General features: G+C 71.5%; 17 protein-coding genes. 6 read left to right on the top strand and 11 right to left on the bottom strand.

Annotated elements, in window-relative coordinates:
• Positions 1–7 precede the first annotated feature (7 nt).
• Positions 8–784: an ABC transporter ATP-binding protein gene (locus tag J5X86_RS12505; protein ID WP_208516813.1), complete on the top strand. Its 777-nt coding sequence runs from the start codon at positions 8–10 to the stop codon at positions 782–784.
• Between the two features lie 14 nt (positions 785–798).
• Here the strand turns inward: J5X86_RS12505 and J5X86_RS12500 are convergent, their stop codons facing one another.
• Positions 799–3486, bottom strand: a complete 2688-nt coding sequence (locus J5X86_RS12500) for a carbohydrate-binding protein (protein WP_208516812.1) — start codon at positions 3484–3486, stop codon at positions 799–801.
• 292 nt (positions 3487–3778) lie between these two features.
• Here J5X86_RS12500 and J5X86_RS12495 point away from each other — a divergent pair, with 292 nt between their 5' ends.
• A complete protein-coding gene (locus J5X86_RS12495) occupies positions 3779–4402 on the top strand; it encodes a TetR/AcrR family transcriptional regulator (protein ID WP_243980275.1) in 624 nt (207 codons plus the stop codon).
• Positions 4399–5634 carry a cytochrome P450 gene (locus tag J5X86_RS12490; protein WP_208516810.1) on the top strand — a complete coding sequence of 412 codons (1236 nt, stop codon included), beginning with the start codon at positions 4399–4401 and terminating at the stop codon, positions 5632–5634. The genes J5X86_RS12495 and J5X86_RS12490 overlap by 4 nt, the downstream gene beginning before the upstream one ends.
• On the opposite strand, the gene J5X86_RS12485 is transcribed toward J5X86_RS12490, so the two are convergent.
• The 3 genes from J5X86_RS12485 to J5X86_RS12475 are packed head-to-tail and all read right to left on the bottom strand — an operon-like array spanning position 5624 to position 7981.
• A complete protein-coding gene (locus J5X86_RS12485) occupies positions 5624–5887 on the bottom strand; it encodes a non-oxidative hydroxyarylic acid decarboxylases subunit D (protein ID WP_014058059.1) in 264 nt (87 codons plus the stop codon). The two genes, J5X86_RS12490 and J5X86_RS12485, sit on opposite strands and share 11 nt — an antisense overlap.
• A 32-nt stretch (positions 5888–5919) precedes the next feature.
• Entirely contained in the window at positions 5920–7344 is a 1425-nt protein-coding gene (locus J5X86_RS12480) for a non-oxidative hydroxyarylic acid decarboxylases subunit C (protein WP_208516809.1), read from the bottom strand.
• Between the two features lie 28 nt (positions 7345–7372).
• Positions 7373–7981 (bottom strand): non-oxidative hydroxyarylic acid decarboxylases subunit B, encoded by a 609-nt coding sequence (locus J5X86_RS12475; RefSeq protein WP_208516808.1) that lies wholly within the window; start codon positions 7979–7981, stop codon positions 7373–7375.
• Positions 7982–8117: 136 nt separating this feature from the next.
• Here J5X86_RS12475 and J5X86_RS12470 point away from each other — a divergent pair, with 136 nt between their 5' ends.
• A complete protein-coding gene (locus tag J5X86_RS12470) occupies positions 8118–9008 on the top strand; it encodes an AraC family transcriptional regulator (protein WP_208516807.1) in 891 nt (296 codons plus the stop codon).
• A 219-nt stretch (positions 9009–9227) separates the two neighbouring features.
• On the opposite strand, the gene J5X86_RS12465 is transcribed toward J5X86_RS12470, so the two are convergent.
• Positions 9228–11288, bottom strand: coding sequence for a phosphocholine-specific phospholipase C (locus J5X86_RS12465; RefSeq protein ID WP_208516806.1), 2061 nt, complete (start codon positions 11286–11288; stop codon positions 9228–9230).
• A gap of 400 nt (positions 11289–11688) precedes the next feature.
• Here J5X86_RS12465 and J5X86_RS12460 point away from each other — a divergent pair, with 400 nt between their 5' ends.
• Positions 11689–12495: a SigB/SigF/SigG family RNA polymerase sigma factor gene (locus J5X86_RS12460; RefSeq protein WP_208516805.1), complete on the top strand. Its 807-nt coding sequence runs from the start codon at positions 11689–11691 to the stop codon at positions 12493–12495.
• A 120-nt stretch (positions 12496–12615) separates the two neighbouring features.
• On the opposite strand, the gene J5X86_RS12455 is transcribed toward J5X86_RS12460, so the two are convergent.
• Complete coding sequence (locus J5X86_RS12455; protein WP_208516804.1) at positions 12616–13002, bottom strand: TraR/DksA C4-type zinc finger protein; 387 nt, start codon at positions 13000–13002, stop codon at positions 12616–12618.
• A gap of 84 nt (positions 13003–13086) precedes the next feature.
• Between J5X86_RS12455 and J5X86_RS12450 the strand changes: the two genes are divergently transcribed.
• Positions 13087–14199 carry a CapA family protein gene (locus tag J5X86_RS12450; protein ID WP_208516803.1) on the top strand — a complete coding sequence of 371 codons (1113 nt, stop codon included), beginning with the start codon at positions 13087–13089 and terminating at the stop codon, positions 14197–14199.
• 10 nt (positions 14200–14209) lie between these two features.
• Here the strand turns inward: J5X86_RS12450 and J5X86_RS12445 are convergent, their stop codons facing one another.
• From J5X86_RS12445 to J5X86_RS12425, 5 genes are read right to left on the bottom strand one after another with little or no spacing between them, the layout of a single operon-like run.
• Complete coding sequence (locus J5X86_RS12445) at positions 14210–15229, bottom strand: lysylphosphatidylglycerol synthase transmembrane domain-containing protein (protein ID WP_243980151.1); 1020 nt, start codon at positions 15227–15229, stop codon at positions 14210–14212.
• A 20-nt stretch (positions 15230–15249) separates the two neighbouring features.
• Entirely contained in the window at positions 15250–16467 is a 1218-nt protein-coding gene (locus tag J5X86_RS12440; RefSeq protein WP_208516802.1) for a glycosyltransferase 87 family protein, read from the bottom strand.
• Positions 16464–17951, bottom strand: a complete 1488-nt coding sequence (gene mptB / locus J5X86_RS12435) for a polyprenol phosphomannose-dependent alpha 1,6 mannosyltransferase MptB (protein ID WP_374229245.1) — start codon at positions 17949–17951, stop codon at positions 16464–16466. Before mptB ends, J5X86_RS12440 begins: the two co-directional genes overlap by 4 nt.
• A 21-nt stretch (positions 17952–17972) precedes the next feature.
• On the bottom strand, positions 17973–19214 hold the full coding sequence (locus tag J5X86_RS12430) for an NAD(P)/FAD-dependent oxidoreductase (RefSeq protein ID WP_208516800.1): 1242 nt from the start codon (positions 19212–19214) through the stop codon (positions 17973–17975).
• Positions 19211–19408: a ferredoxin gene (locus J5X86_RS12425; RefSeq protein ID WP_078638382.1), complete on the bottom strand. Its 198-nt coding sequence runs from the start codon at positions 19406–19408 to the stop codon at positions 19211–19213. Before J5X86_RS12425 ends, J5X86_RS12430 begins: the two co-directional genes overlap by 4 nt.
• Between the last annotated feature and the right edge of the window lie 345 nt (positions 19409–19753).

Raw genomic sequence — 19753 nt, 5'->3', positions numbered from 1 at the left:
GGCGGACATGCTGCGGATCGACCACCTCAGCCATCGCTACGGCGACGGCCCCGATGTGCTCCAGGGCATCGAACTCACCGTCCCCGAGGGACAGTTGCTCACCCTCGTCGGCCCTTCCGGCTGCGGCAAGTCCACTCTGCTGCGCTGTGTCGCGGGCCTCGTCCGCCCCTCCGCCGGGCGGATCACCCTGGACGGGGAGGTGGTGGACGGCGTCCCGGACCGGCTCGGTGTCGTCTTCCAGGACTACAGCCGCTCCCTCTTCCCCTGGCTTACGGTACGGGAGAACGTGGCCCTTCCGCTGCGGCGGCGCGGACTGCCTCGCGCGGAGCGCCATGCGGCGGCGGTGGCCATGCTGGAGCAGGTGGGTCTGGCCGACGCCGCCCGCCGCCACCCCTGGCAGCTATCGGGCGGAATGCAGCAGCGCGTCGCCCTCGCCCGCGCCCTGGCCGCCCGGCCCGCGCTGCTGCTGATGGACGAGCCGTTCGGCGCGCTGGACGCCCAGACGCGGGAGGATCTGGAGGATCTGCTGCTGCGGTTGCACCGGGCCCAGGGGATGACGACTGTGCTGGTCACCCATGACATCGACGAAAGTGTCTATGTGGCGGACCGGGTGGTGGTGCTGGCTCCGGGGCCGGGCCGGGTGCGGGCGGATCTGCCGGTGGCGCTGCCCGCCGACCGCGATCAGATCGCCACCCGGGGGCTGCCGGAGTTCATCGGGCTGCGGACGGAGGTGGGGCGCGCGGTGCGCCAGGGAGCGGCCACGCCCCCACCTCGTCCCTTCTAACACATCTGGCGCGTCTAGCTCGCCTGACGCAGCGTCAGCCAGTCGACGGCGGCCACCCGGTGGCCGCCCGTGGCGACGAGATAGACGTCATGGGAGCCGGTCACCGTGCGGGGGAGACGTACCGAAAGCTCCCGCCAGCTGTTCGTGCCGCCGGTCCCGCGCACCGGAAGCGTGGCCGCCACCGGTCCGTCCGGGGAGTCCAGGCGCAGCCGCAGGGCGCAGTCCCCGCAGCCGCCGGATGCCAGCCGCACCGTCAGCGTGTCCGCGCCCGCACCGAACCGCACGCCCCGGAAGCCGATCGCGTCCCCCTGCCCCAGGACCGAGGTGGCCGCCTCGCCGCGCTCGGCGCCCCGGACCACCTCGGCGCGCTCCGCCTGCAAGGTGGCGGCCGCGTCGGGGCCGTCGGCGTAGAGCCGGATCTCGTTCACCGCCCAGGGGTTCTCGCCCGGCGCCGTCAGCTCGATCCGCAGATAACGAGCGGTGTGCTGCGGGAAGACCGCGTCCTGGGTGAAGGAGCGGCCACTGACCCGGGCCACCGGCGTGCCCCAGTGGTCACCGTCGCGGCTGACCGAGACGGTGAAGCCATAAGGGTGCCCGGTGGCATCCATCCCCGCGTCGATCGCCACCCGGCCGAAGGTCTTCGCGGTGCCCAGATCGACGGTGAGCGACTGACCGGAGGACTGGGGAGCACTCCCCTTCCACTGGGTGGTCTGGACCCCGTCGACGGCGGCCGAGGCATCGGCGCCCCCTGAGGCGGTGGCCTTCCAGCCGCCGCCCCGGACCCGGGTCTCGCAGCCCGGCAGCCGGCAGCCGGACGACCAGATGGGCGCCCCGTATTCATACGCGCCCTGGTCGGGCCCGTCGCCCCGGACCTCGCCGGTCACCCCGTCGACGGTCTCACCCGCGTCGATGGCGGGGGAGCCCGCGCGCGGCCACAACTCGCCGTTGCGCGCGTCGGTGTAGCGCGGATCTGTGGGCGGCAGCAGGTTGTTCCGTACCACCGGGGCCGGATCGCCGGGGCCGGAGATCTCCATCGGTCCGAGCGCCACGTCATTGCTCACATACGTCCCCGTGGCGTCGGTCGCCCCGCTCAGCCGTACGGCGGTGGTCACCCCGGGCCCGTAGGAGGAGTGGTGGTCGCGGTTGCCGAGGCTGACCCCGCTGTGGCCGTTGTAGAAGGTGCCACGGGCGCCGGTGTTGTACGCCACGTTGTGGTGCAGCAGGAACTGGCTGGAGGAGTTGTCGATGTAGTAGCCGACCTGGCCGTCCGCGTCATGGACGGTGTTGTGGTCGACACTGGTGCCCTTGGCGTCCAGGTTGCAACAGACATAGAACGGGCTGCCGTCACGTGAGGTGCGCATCGCCTCGGAGAGGTCGTTGTAGGCGATCCGGTTGTCGTGGAAGGGCACGCCGTTCAACTGCCAGGCGGTGTCGATGCTCGCGCGGCCGGTACGGCGGATGGTGTTGTGGGTGACGGTCTGGCCGCTGCCGTTGATCTCGATACCGGGGGTGTAGCTGCCCATCCACCCCACGTCGTGGATGTAGTTGCCGCTGACGGTGTTGCCGCTGCCGCGCAACAGCACCCCTGTGCCGGCGGAGTAGCCGATGTCGCTGTCGCGCAGGGTGTTGCCGTTGCCGAGGATCTGGACACCGGAGTTCAGCACCCGCGAGGCGACGATGTGTCCCTCGCCGGGCGGGATGGCCAACTCGTCGTCGCGCGGCATGGGGAGCGTGGAGAACTCCGAGATGTAGCGCGCCCGCACCCCCTTGATCAGCACACCGGTGCTGTCGGCGCCGGTGCGCAGCGAGGTGCCCCACAGGTCGAGGCCGCGCACGGTGACATGCGAGCTGTGCGAGAGGTCCACGCCCCAGCTCTCGTGCTTCGCGGTCACGGTGTGGCCCGCGACGCCGCCCTTGGGCGGGACCAGATAGAGGCGGCCCGCGTCCTTGTCGTAGTACCACTCACCGGGCTGGTCGAGCGTGGCCTTGGCGCCCACCAGGTAGTAGTTGCGGTAGTTCTGGTCGCCCATGCACAGCGGGGTGCAGCGGTAGTTGCCACCGGTGAAGTCCAGCGCCCCGGCCTTGGTGGCGGTCACCGTGCCGGTCTGCTGGCTCCACGGGTTGGAACCGGCCCACAGATGGACGGTGGCGCCGGTGAAGTCGCCGTCCGGCAGCTCCGGGTCGTCGATGTGCTGATCGGTGGAGGAGCGCTCGGCCACCGCCCAGGACGGATTGAGCGGATCGGGGCCGGAGTTGGGCCAGCGACCCTCCATGGCGCGCTCGCCGTCCAGGAACAGCGCGTTCTCGCTGCGGTCGAGCGGGAGGTCCACATCGGCGGCCACCAGACCGCCGCCCGCGTCCCGCCAGCCGGTGACGGTCCTCGTCCCGTCCACCGTGACCGCGCCGTCGCCGTACGCGGCGAGCGTGATCGGAGCGTCCTTCGTGCCCGAGGGCGGGGCGACGCGCTCCTGGTAGCGGCCGTGGTGGATCAGACAGGTGTCCCCGGGCCGGACCTGTTCGGTGCAGCGGCCGATGGTGCGGAACGGATGGAGCGAGCTGCCGCTGTCGCGGTCGGCACCCCAGGTGGCGACGTGAAACGTGCGCCCCTGGTGCCGTCCTTCGGCCGATGCGGCGCCCGGCAGCGCGGTTAGGACCGCCGCTACGGCGGCGACCACGGATATGCGCCTGAGCGCGGATCTCATCTACAGCCTCCCCGGTTGGGATTCGACCGCAACGTAGGAGAAACATCGGATGGGGTCAACGCTTGGGGAGGGAATGGCTGGAGGTGTGGCCGAGAGACTAGGGGATATTTCTCGCTTAGTTGCTTCTATCGCCTGAAAGGCAGTCGATGACAGATCCGATGTCTCTGTGGGTTGCTTGTTTAATTCGAGTGTTTTAAAGTGGCGGCGGCAGCGCTCACCGGAACGATCGAGACGGGAGGCCACGGTGCCCGAAGCACGCACCGTCCGCTCCACCGAGACCCGCGAAGCCATCATGGCCGCCGCGGAACGGCTCTACGCCGAGCACGGCCTGGTCGCGGTGTCGAACCGTCAGATCAGCGAGGCGGCCGGACAGGGCAATGTCGCCGCGGTCGGCTATCACTTCGGCACCCGGGCGGATCTGGTGCGCGCCATCATGGGCAAGCACTCCGAGGCGATCGAGCGGATCCGGCAGCGGATGCTGGAGGAGACCCGCGGCAGCCGGGAGGTCCGGGACTGGGTCGCCTGCCTGGTGCGCCCCGCCCCCGAGCACCTGGCCACCCTCGGCCTCCCCTCCTGGTACGCCCGGTTCGCCGTCCAGGTGATGACCGACCCCCTGCTGCGGGCGATCGTCACCGACGAGGCCCTCACCCGGGAACCGCTGCGGGGGACCCTCTACGGCCTGGGCCGCTGCCTGGACGCGCTGCCCGCCGAGGTGCGGGCCGAACGCGGCGACATGGCCCGCCAGTTGATCACGCACACCTGCGCCGAACGGGAGCGCGCCCTCGCCGAGGGGACCAGTACGCGCCAGCCGTCCTGGGATGACACGGCCGGCGCGCTGACCGACGCCATCACCGGCCTGCTCCTCGCCCCCGTCACCCCCCGTTCCCCAGCCAAGGAGGCCCGGACCAACCCATGACCACCTCGCCCGTGACCGGCGACGCGCCGGCCGAGATCCCCGCCTTCCCCCAGCCGCGCGCCGCGTCCTGCCCCTTCGACCCGTCCCCGGAGCTGCGCGGCCTGGCGCAGTGGGGCCCGCTGACCCGGGTCCGGTCCTGGAACGACAGCACCCCCTGGGTGGTGACCGGCCACGCCGAGCAGAAGACCCTGCTCTCCGACCCCCGGCTCAGCGCCGACTTCTCCCACCCCGGCTTTCCGAGCCCCGTTCCGCATACGGGCGGCAAACGGGAGGCCACCGACCTCAGCTTCGTCGGCATGGACGATCCGGAACACGCCCGGCTGCGCCGCATGGTCAGCGGCGCCTTCACCATCAAGCGGGTCGAGGCGATGCGCCCCGTCGTACAGGAGATGGTGGACGACTTCATCACCCGCATGCTGGCCGGGCCGAAACCGGCCGATCTGGTCCAGGCGCTCGCACTGCCGCTTCCCTCGCTGGTGATCTCCGAGATGCTGGGCGTCCCGTACGAGGACCACGCGTTCTTCCAGACGAACAGCAAGGTCCTCGTCTCCGCCGTGGCCACGCCCGAGGAGCGGAGCGCCGCGCACACCAACCTGTACGAATACCTGGACCAGTTGGTGGGGGAGAAGGTCGCCAAGCCGGGTGACGACCTGCTTTCCGGCCTCGGCCGGCAGATCGCGGCGGGCGAGCTGACCCGCCGCGAGGCCGCCGCGATGGGCGTGCTGCTGCTCCTCGGCGGACACGAGACCACCGCCAACATGATCACCATGGGGACGCTGCTGCTGCTCCAGCACCCCGAACAGCTCGCCCGCGTCCGCGAGGCCGACGACCCCAAGGTGATCGCCTCCGCGGTGGAGGAACTCCTGCGCTTCCTCAGCGTCGTCCACCTCGGACGCCGCCGGACGGCGCTGGAGGACATCGAGATCGCCGACCGGACTATCCGGGCCGGCGAAGGGGTGATCCTCCTCGGCGAACTGGCCAACCGGGACCCGGCCGTCTTCCCCGAGCCGGACCGGCTGGACATCGGCCGGGACGCCCGCCACCACCAGGCGTTCGGCGTGGGCACCCATCACTGCCTCGGCCAGCCGCTGGCCCGGATGGAACTCCAGGTGGTCTACCCCACCCTCCTCCGCCGCGTCCCCACCCTGCGGATGGCGACGGACCTGGCGGACATCCCCTTCAAGTACGACGCGGTGATCTACGGAGTCTACGAACTCCCCATCACCTGGTAGCCGCCCCGGCGCCGGGCATGCGCAGCGGCGGAACGGCCGGGACCTCCGGCGCGGTGCCGATGTCCTCGGGCGTCAGCATGAACTCCTCGGGGTAGGCGTCGCGCCGGGTGCGCCGTGCGGGCTCGGTGGTGCGCCACATGTACAGGCACCGCCCGCACTGGAGCACCTCCCAGACGCCCGGGACGGGGGAGCCGGTGATGTGCTCGATCGTCTCGTGGGCACAGCGCGGGCACAGGGGCATGGTGTCGGACATCCGAAGTCCTTCCGTGGTGTGGGGTGGTGTGGTCAGCGGGCGGCGGTGAGCCTCTGCAGCCGGGCCAGCCACTCGGCCGTCTCGGGCAGATCGCGCACCTGGGTGCCGTAGGTGCCGCGGCGGTCGGGGGCGACGGGGGTGGTGGCGTCGATGATGAGCTTGTCGGTGATACCGGGCGTGACGGCCTGCGGGGCCAGTTCCAGCACCGACAGATTGGGGATCTGGATCAGATCGCCGGCCGGGTTCATCTTCGTGGACAGCGCCCACATCACCTGGGGGAGGTTGAACGGGTCGACGTCCTCGTCCACCACGATCACGGTGGCCGCGTAGCCGAGGCCGTGCGGAGTGGTCAGCACCCGCATGCCGACGGCCTTGGCGAAACCGCCGTAGCGCTTCTTGGTGGACACGATGACGACCAGCCCGTGGGTGTACATCGCGTTGACCGCCTGAACCTCCGGGAAGTCGCGGCGCAGTTGCTTGTACAGCGGCACACAGGTGTTGGCGGCGATCAGATAGTCCACCTCGGTCCACGGCATGCCGAGGTAGAGGTGTTCGAAGATCGGGTCGGTGCGGTACGAGATCCGGTCGATGCGGATGACGGGCATGTTCCGGCCGCCGGAGTAGTGGCCGGTGAACTCGCCGAACGGCCCCTCGATCTCCCGCTTGCGGCCCTCGATGACGCCCTCGATGACCACCTCGCTGCCCCACGGCACGGGCAGCCCGGTGAGCGGGGCCCGGGAGAGCGGGGCGGGAGCGCCACGCAGGGCGCCGGCCAGCTCGTACTCGTTCTGCTCGTACTCCATCGGGGTGGACGCCACGATGGAGATCACCGGCTCATTGCCGAGCGTGATGGCCACGGGCAGGTCCTCGCCCCGCTCCTCGGCGGTGTGCAGATGCTGGGCGATGTCATGCATCGGCACCGGCTGGATGGCGAGCGTGCGCCTGCCCTTGACCTCGATGCGGTAGATGCCGACGTTCTGCTTGCCGCTGTGCTCGGGGTCGGCCGGGTCCTTGGAGACCACGGCCGCCTTGTCGATGTAGAAGCCGCCGTCGCCGTCGTTGAGCCGGATCAGCGGAAGCACCCGGAAGATGTCGGCGTCCTCGCCCTCCAGGGTGTTCTCGGCCCACATCGGGTTCTCGCGCCACTCGGGGGCGACCGGGAAGGTGTCCCAGCGGCGGATGAACTCCTCGACCTGCTCCCTGGTGCCGGTCTCCTTGGGCAGGCCGAGCGCGAGCGCGTGATTGGCCCAGGAGCCGTGCACATTCAGTGCGATCCGCGCGTCGGTGAAGCCCTTGACGTTGTCGAAGTACAGGGCGGGGGCGTGGCCGCCCAGGCGCGGGGCGGCGTTCGCGGCGGCGGCGATGTCCGGCTCCGGCATCACCTCGTCGGCGATGTGCAGCAGCTGACCCTCCTTCCGGAGGGCGTCGAGAAAGCCGCGGAAGTCGTCGTAGGCCATGGGAACTCCAAGTGGGGGTGGGGGGAAATCAGGCGGCGGAGGAATCGGCGGCGGTGGGCTTCGGGCCGCGGGCGGCGCGCATGCCCTCCCACCGCTTGGCGGCGGGTGCGGGCAGGTCGAACTGGTCGAGGAGGCGGGCCGTGAGGTGGTCGACGATGTCGTCCACCGACCGTGGGTGGTTGTAGAAGGCGGGCATGGGCGGGACCATCCGCACGCCCATCCGGGAGAGCGCCAGCATGTTCTCGAGGTGGATCTCGCTGAGCGGGGTCTCCCTCGGTACGAGCACGAGCCTGCGCCGCTCCTTGAGGACCACGTCCGCGGCGCGCCCCACCAGACCGTCGGCGTATCCGGCGCGGATCCCGGCGAGGGTTTTCATCGAGCATGGCGCGATGATCATGCCGTCGGTGCGGAAGGAGCCGGAGGAGATGGTGGCGCCCTGGTCCTCGGGGGAGTGCGTCACCTCGGCGAGCTCGGCCACCTCGCGGGCGGAGCGGCCGGTCTCCAGCTCGATCGTGGTGCGCGCCCAGCGGCTGAGCACCAGATGGGTCTCCACCCCGGGCAGCTCGGCCAGCGTCTCCAGCAGACGGACGCCGAACACGGCACCCGTTGCTCCTGTCATGCCCACGATCAATCGCACGGTGGCGCGCTCCCTCGGCTGCGGTCGGTGGAAGGGGACGCGGTGATCCGGGGACTCTTTCGGTCACCCGTTCATCGCAACGCACTCCACGCTAGATGCGGACCAGGGCACACCAGTCGTACACTGAGGACGCGCTATGGACAGAAACGGACACCGTGATGTCACCGAGGTTCCGTTCCGGCCCTCCGTGGGAGCCCCGCCGGGAGCGGCCGTCCTGGATTTCCCCGGGCTGGCCTCCCGCGCCCGGAGCCATGGCCTCGATGTTCACGCCCCGATGCGGCTCGCCTTCCACCAGCTGATCACCGTGCGCTCCGGGATGCTGCGCTGCTCGGTGGACTTCACCGAGCACGAGCTGACCGAGGGCGGCTGGATGTGGGCGCGCCCCGGGCAGATCCACCAGTTCCGCTCCCCGCTCGGCGCCGCGGAGGGCGCCGCCGTGCTCTTCCCGCCCGGCTATCTCGGCACCGCCACCGCCGCGGTCGCCCGGCTGGACCGGCCCGCGTCGCGGTCCCCGCTGGTGGTTCCCGAAGGCGCCGACGCCGAGGCCGTCCGTGGCGTACTGGACCTGCTGGAGGGCGAGTACCGGACGGTGTCCGGGCCGCTGGAGGCGCATGTCGAGGTGGTACGCCATCTTGTCGCGGTGCTCGTGCTGCGGCTGGCCCATCTGCCCGGCGCCCGGAGCGGGGACACGGCGGTCAGCGAGGCGTTCCGCCGCTTCCAGCAGGCCGTGGAGCGCGACTACACCCGCACCCACCGGGTCGAGGACTACGCGGCCCGGCTGGGCTACAGCGTCCGCACCCTGACCCGTGCCACCCGCGCCACCGCCGGATGCGGCGCCAAGCGGTTCATCGACGACCGGGTGCTGCTCGAGGCGAAGCGGCTGCTGGTGCACACCGATCTGTCCGCCACGGCCATCGGCGAGCGGCTCGGTTTCCCGGACGCCACCGTCTTCACCAAGTTCTTCCGCCGCCGGGCGGGCGAGACCCCGGCCGGCTTCCGTACCCGTGCCTCGGGCACCCGGCACTGACGGCCCGGGGCCCGCCCGCGGGGCCGCACGAGAGCCGTACGCGGCGCATGAGGACCGTACGAGGTCTAGGAGGCCCCGTTGGCGGCGTACGAGGGCTACGAGGGCCCGTTGGCGGCGTACGAGGGCTACGAGGGCCGTACGCGGCGGGGAGACACACCGCGCGCCCGCCCGGCGGGGAGCCGCCGGGCGGGCGCGCGACGAGGGGCCGGTGGCGGTGGTTCAGTCCGCCGAGAGCGCGGGGTCGCTCATCCCCGCACGGCCGGTCTCCACATGCCCGGCCAGCCGGCGCAGATAGCCGCTGTCGTGGTCGGAGACCACCGACAGGTCGTACCACTGGTGGCTACGCCCGGTGCGCACGGTGTGCACCACCCGCGCCCCCGGCCGGAGCCGGTAGTGCACCGGCTTCTCCTCCTCGTAGCCGTCCGTGACGGTGAGCCGCACCGTCGCGTCGCCCTGGTTGACGAGGGTCAGCCTGACCTCCCCGGTCGACCGGTCGTGACGGGCGCTCACCTCGGGGCCCGTGCCGGTGGCGTGGCCGGTGAAGTGGCGCAGGAAACCGGCCGGACCGTGCACCTGGAAGTCATAGGCGCCCTTGTCCGCCGAGGAGCGCTGCCAACTGCCGGACAGCCGCTTGCCCGCCTCGACGGTGTAGCCCCACGGCCCGCCCGCATGGCTCGCGGAGGTCACATGGAAGTGCGCCCCGGCGCCCCGGCCGTGGTTGACGAAGTCGACGCGCAGGCCGCCGTCGGCGGCGGTCGAGGCATCGGCCGACAGCTCGTACGGCAGCGGCCGGGCACGGCGCAGCCCGGGCTCCTGCCGGGGCAGCGAGGAGTGCTCCGGCGGCGCCGGGACGTAGTCGGGGTGCCGCTCGTTGTCCTTGGGCCGGTAGCCGCTGGTGTCCGGCATGGCCGGGACCTTCACATCGGTCCGGGAGAAGTCGAAGGCCGCGGTCAGGTCGCCGGACACCGCCCGCCGCCACGGCGAGATGTTCGGCTCCTCGACGCCGAAGCGCCGCTCCATGAGCCGGATGACCGAGGTGTGGTCCAGCGTCTGCGAGCACACCCAGCCGCCCTTGCTCCACGGCGACACCACGAGCATCGGCACCCGCTGCCCCAGCCCGTACGGGCCCGCGGGCTGCGAGGAGGAGCCGGGGAACAGCTCCCCGGTGGTGTCCACGGTCGAGCCGCCCCGCTTGTCGCCGGGCGCGTACGGCGGCATCACGTGGTCGAAGAAGCCGTCGTTCTCGTCGTAGGTGATGAGCAGCGCGGTCTTGCTCCACACCTCGGGGTTGGAGGTGAGCGCGTCCAGCACCTGCGCGATGTACCAGGCGCCGTAGTTGGCGGGCCAGTTGGGGTGCTCGGTGAAGGCTTCGGGCGCCGCGATCCAGGAGACCTGGGGCAGCTTCCCGGCCTTCACATCGGCCCGCAGGATGTCGAAGAAACCATCGCCGTTCTTGGCGTTGGTGCCGGTGCGGGCCTTGTCGTAGAGCGGGTCGCCGGGCGAGGCGTTGCGGTACTGGTTGAAGAAGAGCAGGGAGTTGTCGCCGTAGTTGCCGCGGTAGGCGTCGTCGATCCAGCCCCAGCCGCCGTCCGCGTCCAGCCCGTCGCCGATGTCCTGGTAGATCTTCCAGGAGATCCCGGCCTGCTCCAGGCGCTCGGGGTAGGTGGTCCAGCTGTAGCCGGCCTCCGCGTTGTCCAGCACCGGGCCGCCGCCCTTGCCGTCGTTGCCCGTGTAACCGGACCACAGGTAGTAGCGGTTGGGGTCCGTGGAGCCGATGAACGAACAGTGGTAGGCGTCGCAGATGGTGAAGGCGTCGGCCAGCGCGTAGTGGAAGGGGATGTCCTCACGCGTCAGATACGCCATGGTGGTGGCCGACTTCGAGGGGATCCACTTGTCGTACGCGCCGTCGTTGAACGCGACATGGCCGTCGCCCCAGCCGTGCGGCAGGTCCTGGAGGAACTGCAGTCCGAGGTCGTTCACCTCGGGCCGGAACGGCAGGACCTCCTTGGAACCGTCCGACTGGTGCCACACCGGCTTGCCGCCTGGCAGCCGCACCGGCCGCGGATCGCCGAATCCCCGCACCCCGCGTAGGCTGCCGAAGTAGTGGTCGAAGGAACGGTTTTCCTGCATCAGTACCACGATGTGCTCGATGTCCCGCAGACTTCCGGTCCGGCGGTTGGCGGGTATCTCCGCGGCGCGCGCGATGCTGGCGGAGAGCAGGGAGGTGGCCGCACCGGCCCCGGCCAGTTGCATGAATCGTCGACGATCGAAGGAGGTCATGGCGCTCCGGTTTTCTATGGCGTTCGAGGGGAAGTAGCGGAATCGGTGCAGTCTGTTCCGCCGGGACGGTACGGACAACGGCAAATGGGCGAAACGGCGGGAAAGCCTCCGTAAATCTTGATCGCGGGCCGAAACTCTGCCGCCGCCCCCGCGCACGCTTCCGTCGGCTCCTGCCAGCGCCTTCCGGGCTGTTGTGACGCATGACGCATCGGATGAGCCGGTATCCGCCGGGGCGAACTCCGTTTCGCGGGGCCGAGGACGGGCACGCGAGCAGTGTGCTTCGGACCGGAGGCACGCCACGGGAACAGCCCGGCTGGGCAAGGCGTGTTCACGGTCGCCCGAGTTGTCTGGAATGTCCTCCTGTGGTGACACCGACAACAGCCAAGGGAGGCACCGGCTCATGACGGCCGTACAAGCACATCCCCGAGCACACCCCAAGCACACGCACGACGACGCCCCCGACACCTCCGGCGCGTTCCGCCGGATCGCCGAACTGCCGGACGGCTCGGAGAAGGAGGCCCTGCGGAAGGAAGTCGTCCGGGCCTGGATGCCGATGGCCGAGCGCATCGCCTCGCAGTACCGCAACCGCGGTGAAACGCCCGAGGATCTGCGGCAGGTGGCCATGGTCGGTCTGGTCAAGGCGGTCAAGCGCTATGAGCCGGACCGGGGTTCGGCCTTCGAGAGCTACGCCGTCCCGACCGTCGTCGGCGAGGTCAAGCGGCACTTCCGCGACCATATGTGGGGCCTGCACGTGCCGCGCCGGGTCCAGGAGCTGCGCAACCGGGTCCGTACCGCCGTCCAGGAGCTGACCCGTTCACCGGACGACCGTTCGCCCAGCGTCAGGGACATCGCCCGGCACACCGGCATGGCCGAGGAGGACGTCCTCGTCGGCATGGAGGCGCTCGAGAGCTTCCGTACGCTGTCGCTGGACGCCGCACTGCGCGGCGCGGACGACGGCTACGCGCTGGTGGACACCCTCGGCTCCACCGAGTCCTCCTACGAGCGGGTGGTCCAGCGCGAATCCCTCAAGCCCTGTCTGCGCAGGCTCCCCGAGCGCGAACGGGAGATCCTCTACCTGCGGTTCTTCTGCGACGAGACCCAGAGCCGGATCGCCGACCGGCTCGGCATCTCCCAGATGCATGTCTCCCGGCTCATCAGCCGCACCTGCGCCCGCCTGGGCGAGGAGGTCGGCGCGCGTGCCGCGTAGCGCCCACGCCTCCGGCGACCGCGCTCCCGGTGGCGGCCACTGCCCCGGCGACCACCGCCCCGTGCCCAGCCGCGGTGAGCGGGGAGGCTGTGAGCGGGGACACCGTGAGCGGTGCGCGCCTCATCCGCCCGGTCCGGCCTCCCGCTCCTCGGCGCATACGACGCACAGCTCCGCGTGGGGCAGGGCCAGCGACCGCTCCCGGCCCTGAGGCCGGCCGCATCGCGTGCAGATCCCGAAGGATCCGGCGCGCAGCCGGTCGAGCGCCGCGGCGGTCCGCTCCAGCAGGACCTCATCCGCCTCCGCACGCGTGCGCAGCTCCCGGAGCGTCATGGCTTTCGCGCCGGTGTCCCCCGCGTCGAGATCGCAGTCCGCGCGCAACGCGGATGCGGCCTCCTCCGTCCGGGCGAGCTGCGACCGCAGCCGGTCCGCCTGCTCCGACAGCCGGGCCGCGGCCTCCTCCAGATCCCGGGGCCGCAGCGGGCTCTCGCTCGTCTCCGCTCTGTTCATCCGCCGCACCTCCCTGTGCGTCCACACCGCCGGGTCCCCGCCGTGGCCACGGTCACTCATGGCGGGCTATGCGATCGTTGAGATATGCGTGGCACGGCGGTGACGCTGTTCCTCTGCGGCGATGTGATGCTCGCCCGCGGTGTGGACCAGATCCTGCCGCACCCCGGCGACCCGGAGCTCCACGAGCCCTTCATCCGCGACTCCCGGGCCTATGTCGAGCTGGCCGAGGAGGCGAACGGCCCGATCCCGCGCCCGGTCGACTTCTGCTGGCCCTGGGGCGACGCCCTGGCGGTACTGGACGAGGCGGCACCCGATGTGCGGGTGCTCAACCTGGAGACGAGTGTCACCCGCAGCGATGAGTTCGCCCCGGGGAAGGACGTCCACTACCGGATGAGCCCGGACAACCTCCCGTGCCTGACCGCCGTCCGGCCGGACGTCTGCGTCCTGGCCAACAACCATGTGCTCGACGGCGGCCGGCGCGGGCTGGAGGAGACGCTCGACACCCTGGCGGCGGCCGGACTCCGGGTGGCCGGGGCGGGCCGTGACGCGGCCGCCGCACGACGCCCCGCCGTCGTCCCGGCCGGTGACCACCGCCGGGTGCTGGTGTTCTCATTCGGCGCGGCCTCCAGTGGCATTCCGGGCCGGTGGGCCGCGACCGGGGACCGGCCCGGGGTCGACTTCCTGCCCGATCTCTCCGACGCCCGCGCGGCCGCGATCACCGACCGCGTACGGCAGCTCAGCCACCCCGGCGATATCGCCGTCGCCTCGGTCCACTGGGGCGGCAACTGGGGATACGGCGTCTCACCGGACCAGATCCACTTCGCCCACGCCCTGATCGACGGCGGTGTCGACCTCGTCCACGGCCACTCCTCCCACCACCCCCGCCCACTGGAGGTGTACCGCGGCAAGCTGATCCTCTACGGCTGCGGCGACATGGTCGACGACTACGAGGGCATCGGCGGCTACGAGCGGTACCGTGACGATCTGCGGCTGCTCTACTTCCCCGAGGTGGACCCGGACACCGGCCGCCTGATGAGCCTGCGCATGGTGCCCCTGCGGTCACGGCGGATGCGGCTGGAGCACACCGGCCACGAGGACGCAGCATGGCTGGGCGCGACCCTCGACCGGGCCGGGTCCGGCCTCGGCTCGCATATCGACGTCCGGCCCGACGACGTCCTCACCCTGCGCCGGCCCTGACCCCGCCGGGTCAGACGATCTTCGAGCGCACCAGCCCGCCCAGCACCAGCGCCCCGGGGATCAGCGGCAGCCACACCGTGATGAAGCGGTACGCCAGCACCGTGGACGTGGCCGCCTCGACCGGCGCCCCCGCCGCGACCAGCGCGATGACCAGCGCCGCGTCGACCGAGCCGATACCACCGGGGGAGGGGACGACGGCGGCCACCGCCGTGGCGGCCAGATACGCGAGCATCACATGCGCCGGCCGCACCTCGAGCTCCAGCGCCAGCGCGACCGCCACCAGCCCCGCCGCCTGCAGCAGGGGAAACGCCAGCGAACCACCCCACAGCGCCAGCGCCCTGGACGGCCGCATGTGCAGCGACCGGGCGTCGGCCATCGCGGTGCGGAGAAACCTCACCACGATCCGGCGCACCGGCCGGATCAGCGCCACCCCGGCCACCAGCGCCCCGGCCGCCACCACCGCGCCGGCCACCACCATGCCGCTCACCGACTCCGGGAGCAGCGGGCCCAGCCGCAGCGCCTGGGGAAACACCAGGAGCAGCACCACCAGCAGCCCCACCCGGGTCGTGGCCTCCGCCAGGAAGTACAGGGCGAGCGCCGCCGAGGAACGGGCGGGCGGCAGCCCACAGCCGGTCATGAACCGGATGTTCACCGCGCTCGCGCCGATCCCCGACGGCAGCAGATGATTGGCCGCCCCCGCGGCGAACTGGGTGGCGAACAGCCGCCTGGCCGGCAGCCGCTCCAGCACCGTGCCCTGCCGGGCGAACGACACGGCCACCCAGCCGAGCCCGGTCGTGGCCACCGCCGTCAGCAGCCAGTACGGATTGGCGGTGAACATCTGACGGGCGCCGGAGCCGATCAGCGACCGGTGCTGGACCACCCAGTAACCGACGACGAGCAGCGGCAGCAGGCACAGGATCTGGCGCAGCGGAAGCCGCCGGAGCAGGGCCCAGCGCCCCGCCCGCTCCTTGGGCTGCTCCACGGGCTGGTCCAGCGGCTGCCCCGTGGGGCACGGCATCACGTCAGGCATCGGTCCGGACACTCCTCTGGTCATGGGGTACGTGCCGGATACGGCTCTTGGCTCAGCATGTTCGCGGAACGCGCGCCGCGCAGCGGGAGCGCGATCAGCAGGCCGAGGCAGATCCACACGTAGGCGTTGCTGCCGAGGAAACCGTCCACCCCGGTGGAGTCGAACCGCCACAGCCACACCACGCTGCTGCAGAGGAGCACGTACACCACCGCACAGACCTGGAGCAGCAGCCTGCGCCGGGCCGGTGGCGCGTCCGGCCGCAGCCCGCTGTCGACGAGCACCGCCAGGGCCGGAATCAGCCACACCAGATGGTGCACCCAGGTGATCGGGCTGATCAGACAGGCGGCGACTCCGGTCAGCGCGAATCCGGCCCGCTCGTCCCCGGCGGCCGCCGCGCAGCGCACCCGGTACGCCCAGACGGCCAGCACGGCGAGCACCCCGAGCCCCCACACCACCCCGCTCGGCGGAACCGGGTCGACCAGCCGGGCCAGCACCCCTTCCCACGACTGGTTGGAGACGTAACTGAGTACACCGATCCGGTCGGTGTCCCACAGCGCCTCGGTCCAGTAGACCCGCGAGGCCCCCGGCGCCACCGCCAGGGCGAGCAGGGTGGCCGTCGCGGCGGTGGCCGTGGCCGTGGCGGCGGCGCGCCACCGCCGGGTGATCAGCAGATAGCCGATGAAGATCGCCGGGGTGAGCTTGATGGCGGCGGCGAGCCCGATACCGCAGCCCGCGAACCGGCCACGCCCCGTGGACAGCAGCCAGGCGTCGAAGAACACCAGCACCAGCAGCAGCAGATTGACCTGCCCGAAGCTGAAGGTGTCCCGCACCGGCTCCAGCAGCGCGAACAGGCAGGCCGCCACCACGAACGCGAACCACTTGTTCCAGCCGTGCCGGCGGACGATCGGCCCGATCAGCCAGGTCAGCAGGGTGGCCGAGGCGGCCACATTGAGCACCATGCTCAGGGTGATCGCGGCCGGCCAGTCGAACAGGGCCATCGGCAGCATGCACAGCGCGGCGAAGGGCGGATAGGTGAAGCCGTAGTCCGCCCCGTCCGCGCCGGGGATGGTGAAGTCGTAGATCCGGCCGTCCCGCAGCCAGTGGCCCACGGCGCCGTAGTAGACGTTCAGGTCGAACCAGTCCCGGTGCAGCGGGACGAAGGCCAGGAAGAGCCCCACCGCCACGGTGAGGGCGAGCGACAGTACCAGCCGTCCGCGAGGTGTGGTGGGCCCCGTCATGCCGAACGCTCCGATCGGTGGCCGCTGTGGACGGTGGAGAGCGGAGTGCCGGTGGCGAACCCCGGCGCGTGGCGTACGCACCACAGCGCGCACACCGCCAGCACGCCCCCGCACACGGCGAACGTGAGCTGCCGCGAATCCGGTGCGAACCCGTTGGGCAGCACGGCCAGCGTGAGCACCCCGCTCCCGGCCACCACCGCCTTGCGCACCGTTCCGCCCGGCCCGGCCGCCGCGATCACGAACAGCCCCCACAGCACGTACCAGGGCCGGATCGCCGGGCCCAGCACGGCCACCGCTATCAGGCTCAGCCCCAGCGCGTACACGGGCCGGGGGCGGGGTGGACGCAGCCAGGCGACCCCTATGGCCACGGCGGTGGCCAGCAGCCCCAGACCGTGCCACGCGGGGGCGGCCAGCGGAGCCAGCCCGCTGCCGACGGCCTCCAGCAGGGCGCCGGTGGCGCGGCCCAGGGTGCTGGTGAGCGCCCAGTTGTCCGGTGAGGCCGGGGTGGTGAGCGCCGAGATCCAGCCGTAGCCGGTGCCGGTGACGGCCGTCGCCACTCCGGTGGTGGCCAGGGCCAGCGCCCCGGTGGCCGCCACGGCGCCGACGCGGCGCCTGCGGTCCTCCACCCGGCGCACCCACAGTGTGGCCACCGCCAGCAGCCCCAGCGCGGCCGGAGCCTTGACCAGGGCGGCGAGCGTGACCAGCACCGCGCCGCAGGCCGGCCATCGGCCCGTCGCGGCCACCAGCCCGGCCCCGAGCAGCCCGAGCATCACGGCATCATTGTGCGCCCCGCCCACCAGATGCAGCAGCAGGAGAGGGTTGAGCGCCCCCAGCCACAGGGCGGCGCTCGGGTCGGTGCCGCAGCGGCGGGCCAGAATGGGCAGCGCCAGAACCATCACCGCCACACCGAGCAGCGCGATCAGCCGCAGCCCGATCACCCCGAGGGACGGCTCGGCGCGCGAGGCGTGGGCGACGGCGGATTCGAAGGCCAGCGAGACCGGGCCGTACGGCGTCGGGGTGTGCTGCCACACCGGTGCCACCTCGTCCGCCAGCGGCCCGCCGAGCCGTATGGGGCCATGGGTGTAGACATCGATGCGGGCGTGCACCATGGCGCCCTGAGCGAGATAGCTGTACACATCCCGGCTGAACAGCGGTGGCCCGGGCAGCAGCGGAGCAGCCCAGATGGCGAGCGTGAGCAGCAGGGAGCGGGGGCCGGGCGGGCGCGGTCCGCGCACCTCGCGTCCCAGCAGCCACCATGCCGCGACCAGCAGCACCAGCCCGAAATAGGTGCTGATCAGCCCGAGCGCCTCTCTCCCGGAGTCAGGGGTGAGGGCATCCCCCACCGGCAGCGCTCCGGCCGCCGCCCCGCCCGCCGCCAGGGCCACTGACCCAGCGAGGCCGAGAAGCCGGCAGTGACCCGGAGCGACGGCGACACCTTGGACGAGAACACGACGCAGCACCCCGCCAGGGTCGCGAGAGCGCATGGCCGGAAATTGACGTCGCGGTCACCGGAGACTGGCCGAGAGGTGTCGGCCGGGCCACACCGCCGGCGGGGTGGGCAGGATCGATGTCCATGGTGCCCGGTCGACCACGAGTTGACGCAGTTTGCGCAGCTCGCACGGGCTGTTCCAGCCGAGCACCCCGACCACCCGGCCCCGGTGTCCGTAGGCCACGACGAAGTGGCCGCCTTCGAGCTCGCCGTGGAGCACGGCGAGTTCGGCCTCCGCGGGGAATATGCCGTACGCCTGGATATGGGCGTCGTACTGGTCGGTCCAGAAGTACGGCACGGGGGCGAACGGTTGGCCCGCGCCGAGCACATTGCGGGCCACGGCCTGGGCCTGTTCCGTCGCGTTCAGCCGGTGTTCCAGCCGCATCCGGCAGCCGAAGTGGTCGTTGTGCCATGAGGCGACATCACCGGCCGCGTAGACACCGGGCGCGGCACGGCAGGTGGGATCGCATTCGACACCGTTGCCCAGCTCCAGTCCGGATCCGGCCAGCCAGCCGACCGCCGGGGCGGCGCCGATGGCGACCACTACGACATCGGCGTCGAGCAGCGTGCCGTCGGTCAGCTCCAGACCGGTCACCCGGCCGCCGGACTCGAAGAACCGCCGTACCCCGGTGCCGCAGCGCATGGACACGCCGTTCTTTGTGTGCAGCCGCCCGACGAGACCGGCGATCCGGTCGCCGAACTGCCGCCGCATCGGCACCGGCCGGGGGTCGATCATGGTGACGTCCAACCGCATCCTGCGGGCCGCCGCCGCGGCTTCCGAGCCGAGGAAACCCGCGCCGACCACCGCCACCTTCACATCGGGCTTGTGGCGCAGATCGGCGCGCAGCGCGAGGGCGTCGTCGAGGGTGCGCAGCAGATGCACCCCGGCCAGATGGTGGGCGCCGGGCAGGCTGTTGGGGGTCACCCCGGTGGCGATGACCAGGGCGTCGTAGGAGACGCTGTCGCCGCCCTCCAGCACCACCCGGCGGGCGGCGGTGTCCAGACCGGTGGCGGACTTGCCGAACAGCAGCCGTGCGTCGAGGTCGGACAGCTCCTCGTCGGTGCGCAGCTTGATCCGGTCCGGCTCCCAGGTGCCCGCCAGGATCTGCTTGGACAACGGCGGCCGGTTGTAGGGGGTGTGGGGCTCGTCGCCGATCAGGGTGAGCCTTCCGTCGTATCCCAGGGTGCGCAGCGTGACGGCCGCGGTGAGCCCCGCGACCGAGGCGCCCACGACCACGACATTCCCCGGTGTGTTCACGCGTCGGCCAGGGCGATGGCCAGGGCGGGGCAGACGGCGGCCGCTTGACGCACGTCGTCGTGCAGTTCCGCCGGTGGGCGCTCGTCGAGGAGGACGGCGACACCGTCCTGGTCCCGCTGGTCGAACACGTCCTGGGCGGCGAGTACGCACTGCCCCGAGGCGACGCATTTGTCCTGATGCAAGGTCACCTGCATGGCGTTCTCCGGCACTGGGGGATCAACGGAAGGCGGTTACCAGACGAATGTTCGGTAACGGGCGGAAGGGAGGCTAGTTCTCCTGCGTACCCAGCACAACACGCTCCGCAAGAAGCTGGCCACGCAGCGAGACATATGAGCCTGGCATGTGCACCCCGGGCAGGCCGTCCGGTCGGACCGGGGACGCTGTCCAAACCACCAGGTCACACCCGGGTATCCGGGTCGCGGACCGCCGTGGCGCGAGGTGGGGCATCAGCGCCTCACATGGCGGAAATACGCAGGTTACGAAAGTTCCGCATTGCTCACGTACGGTTCGAAGAGGTCCACGATTTCCACCTCACGGAG

This window comes from Streptomyces sp. NEAU-YJ-81 (assembly GCF_017592595.1).
Classification (GTDB): domain Bacteria; phylum Actinomycetota; class Actinomycetes; order Streptomycetales; family Streptomycetaceae; genus Streptomyces; species Streptomyces hygroscopicus_B.
This window is presented reverse-complemented; position numbering and strand designations above follow the sequence as displayed.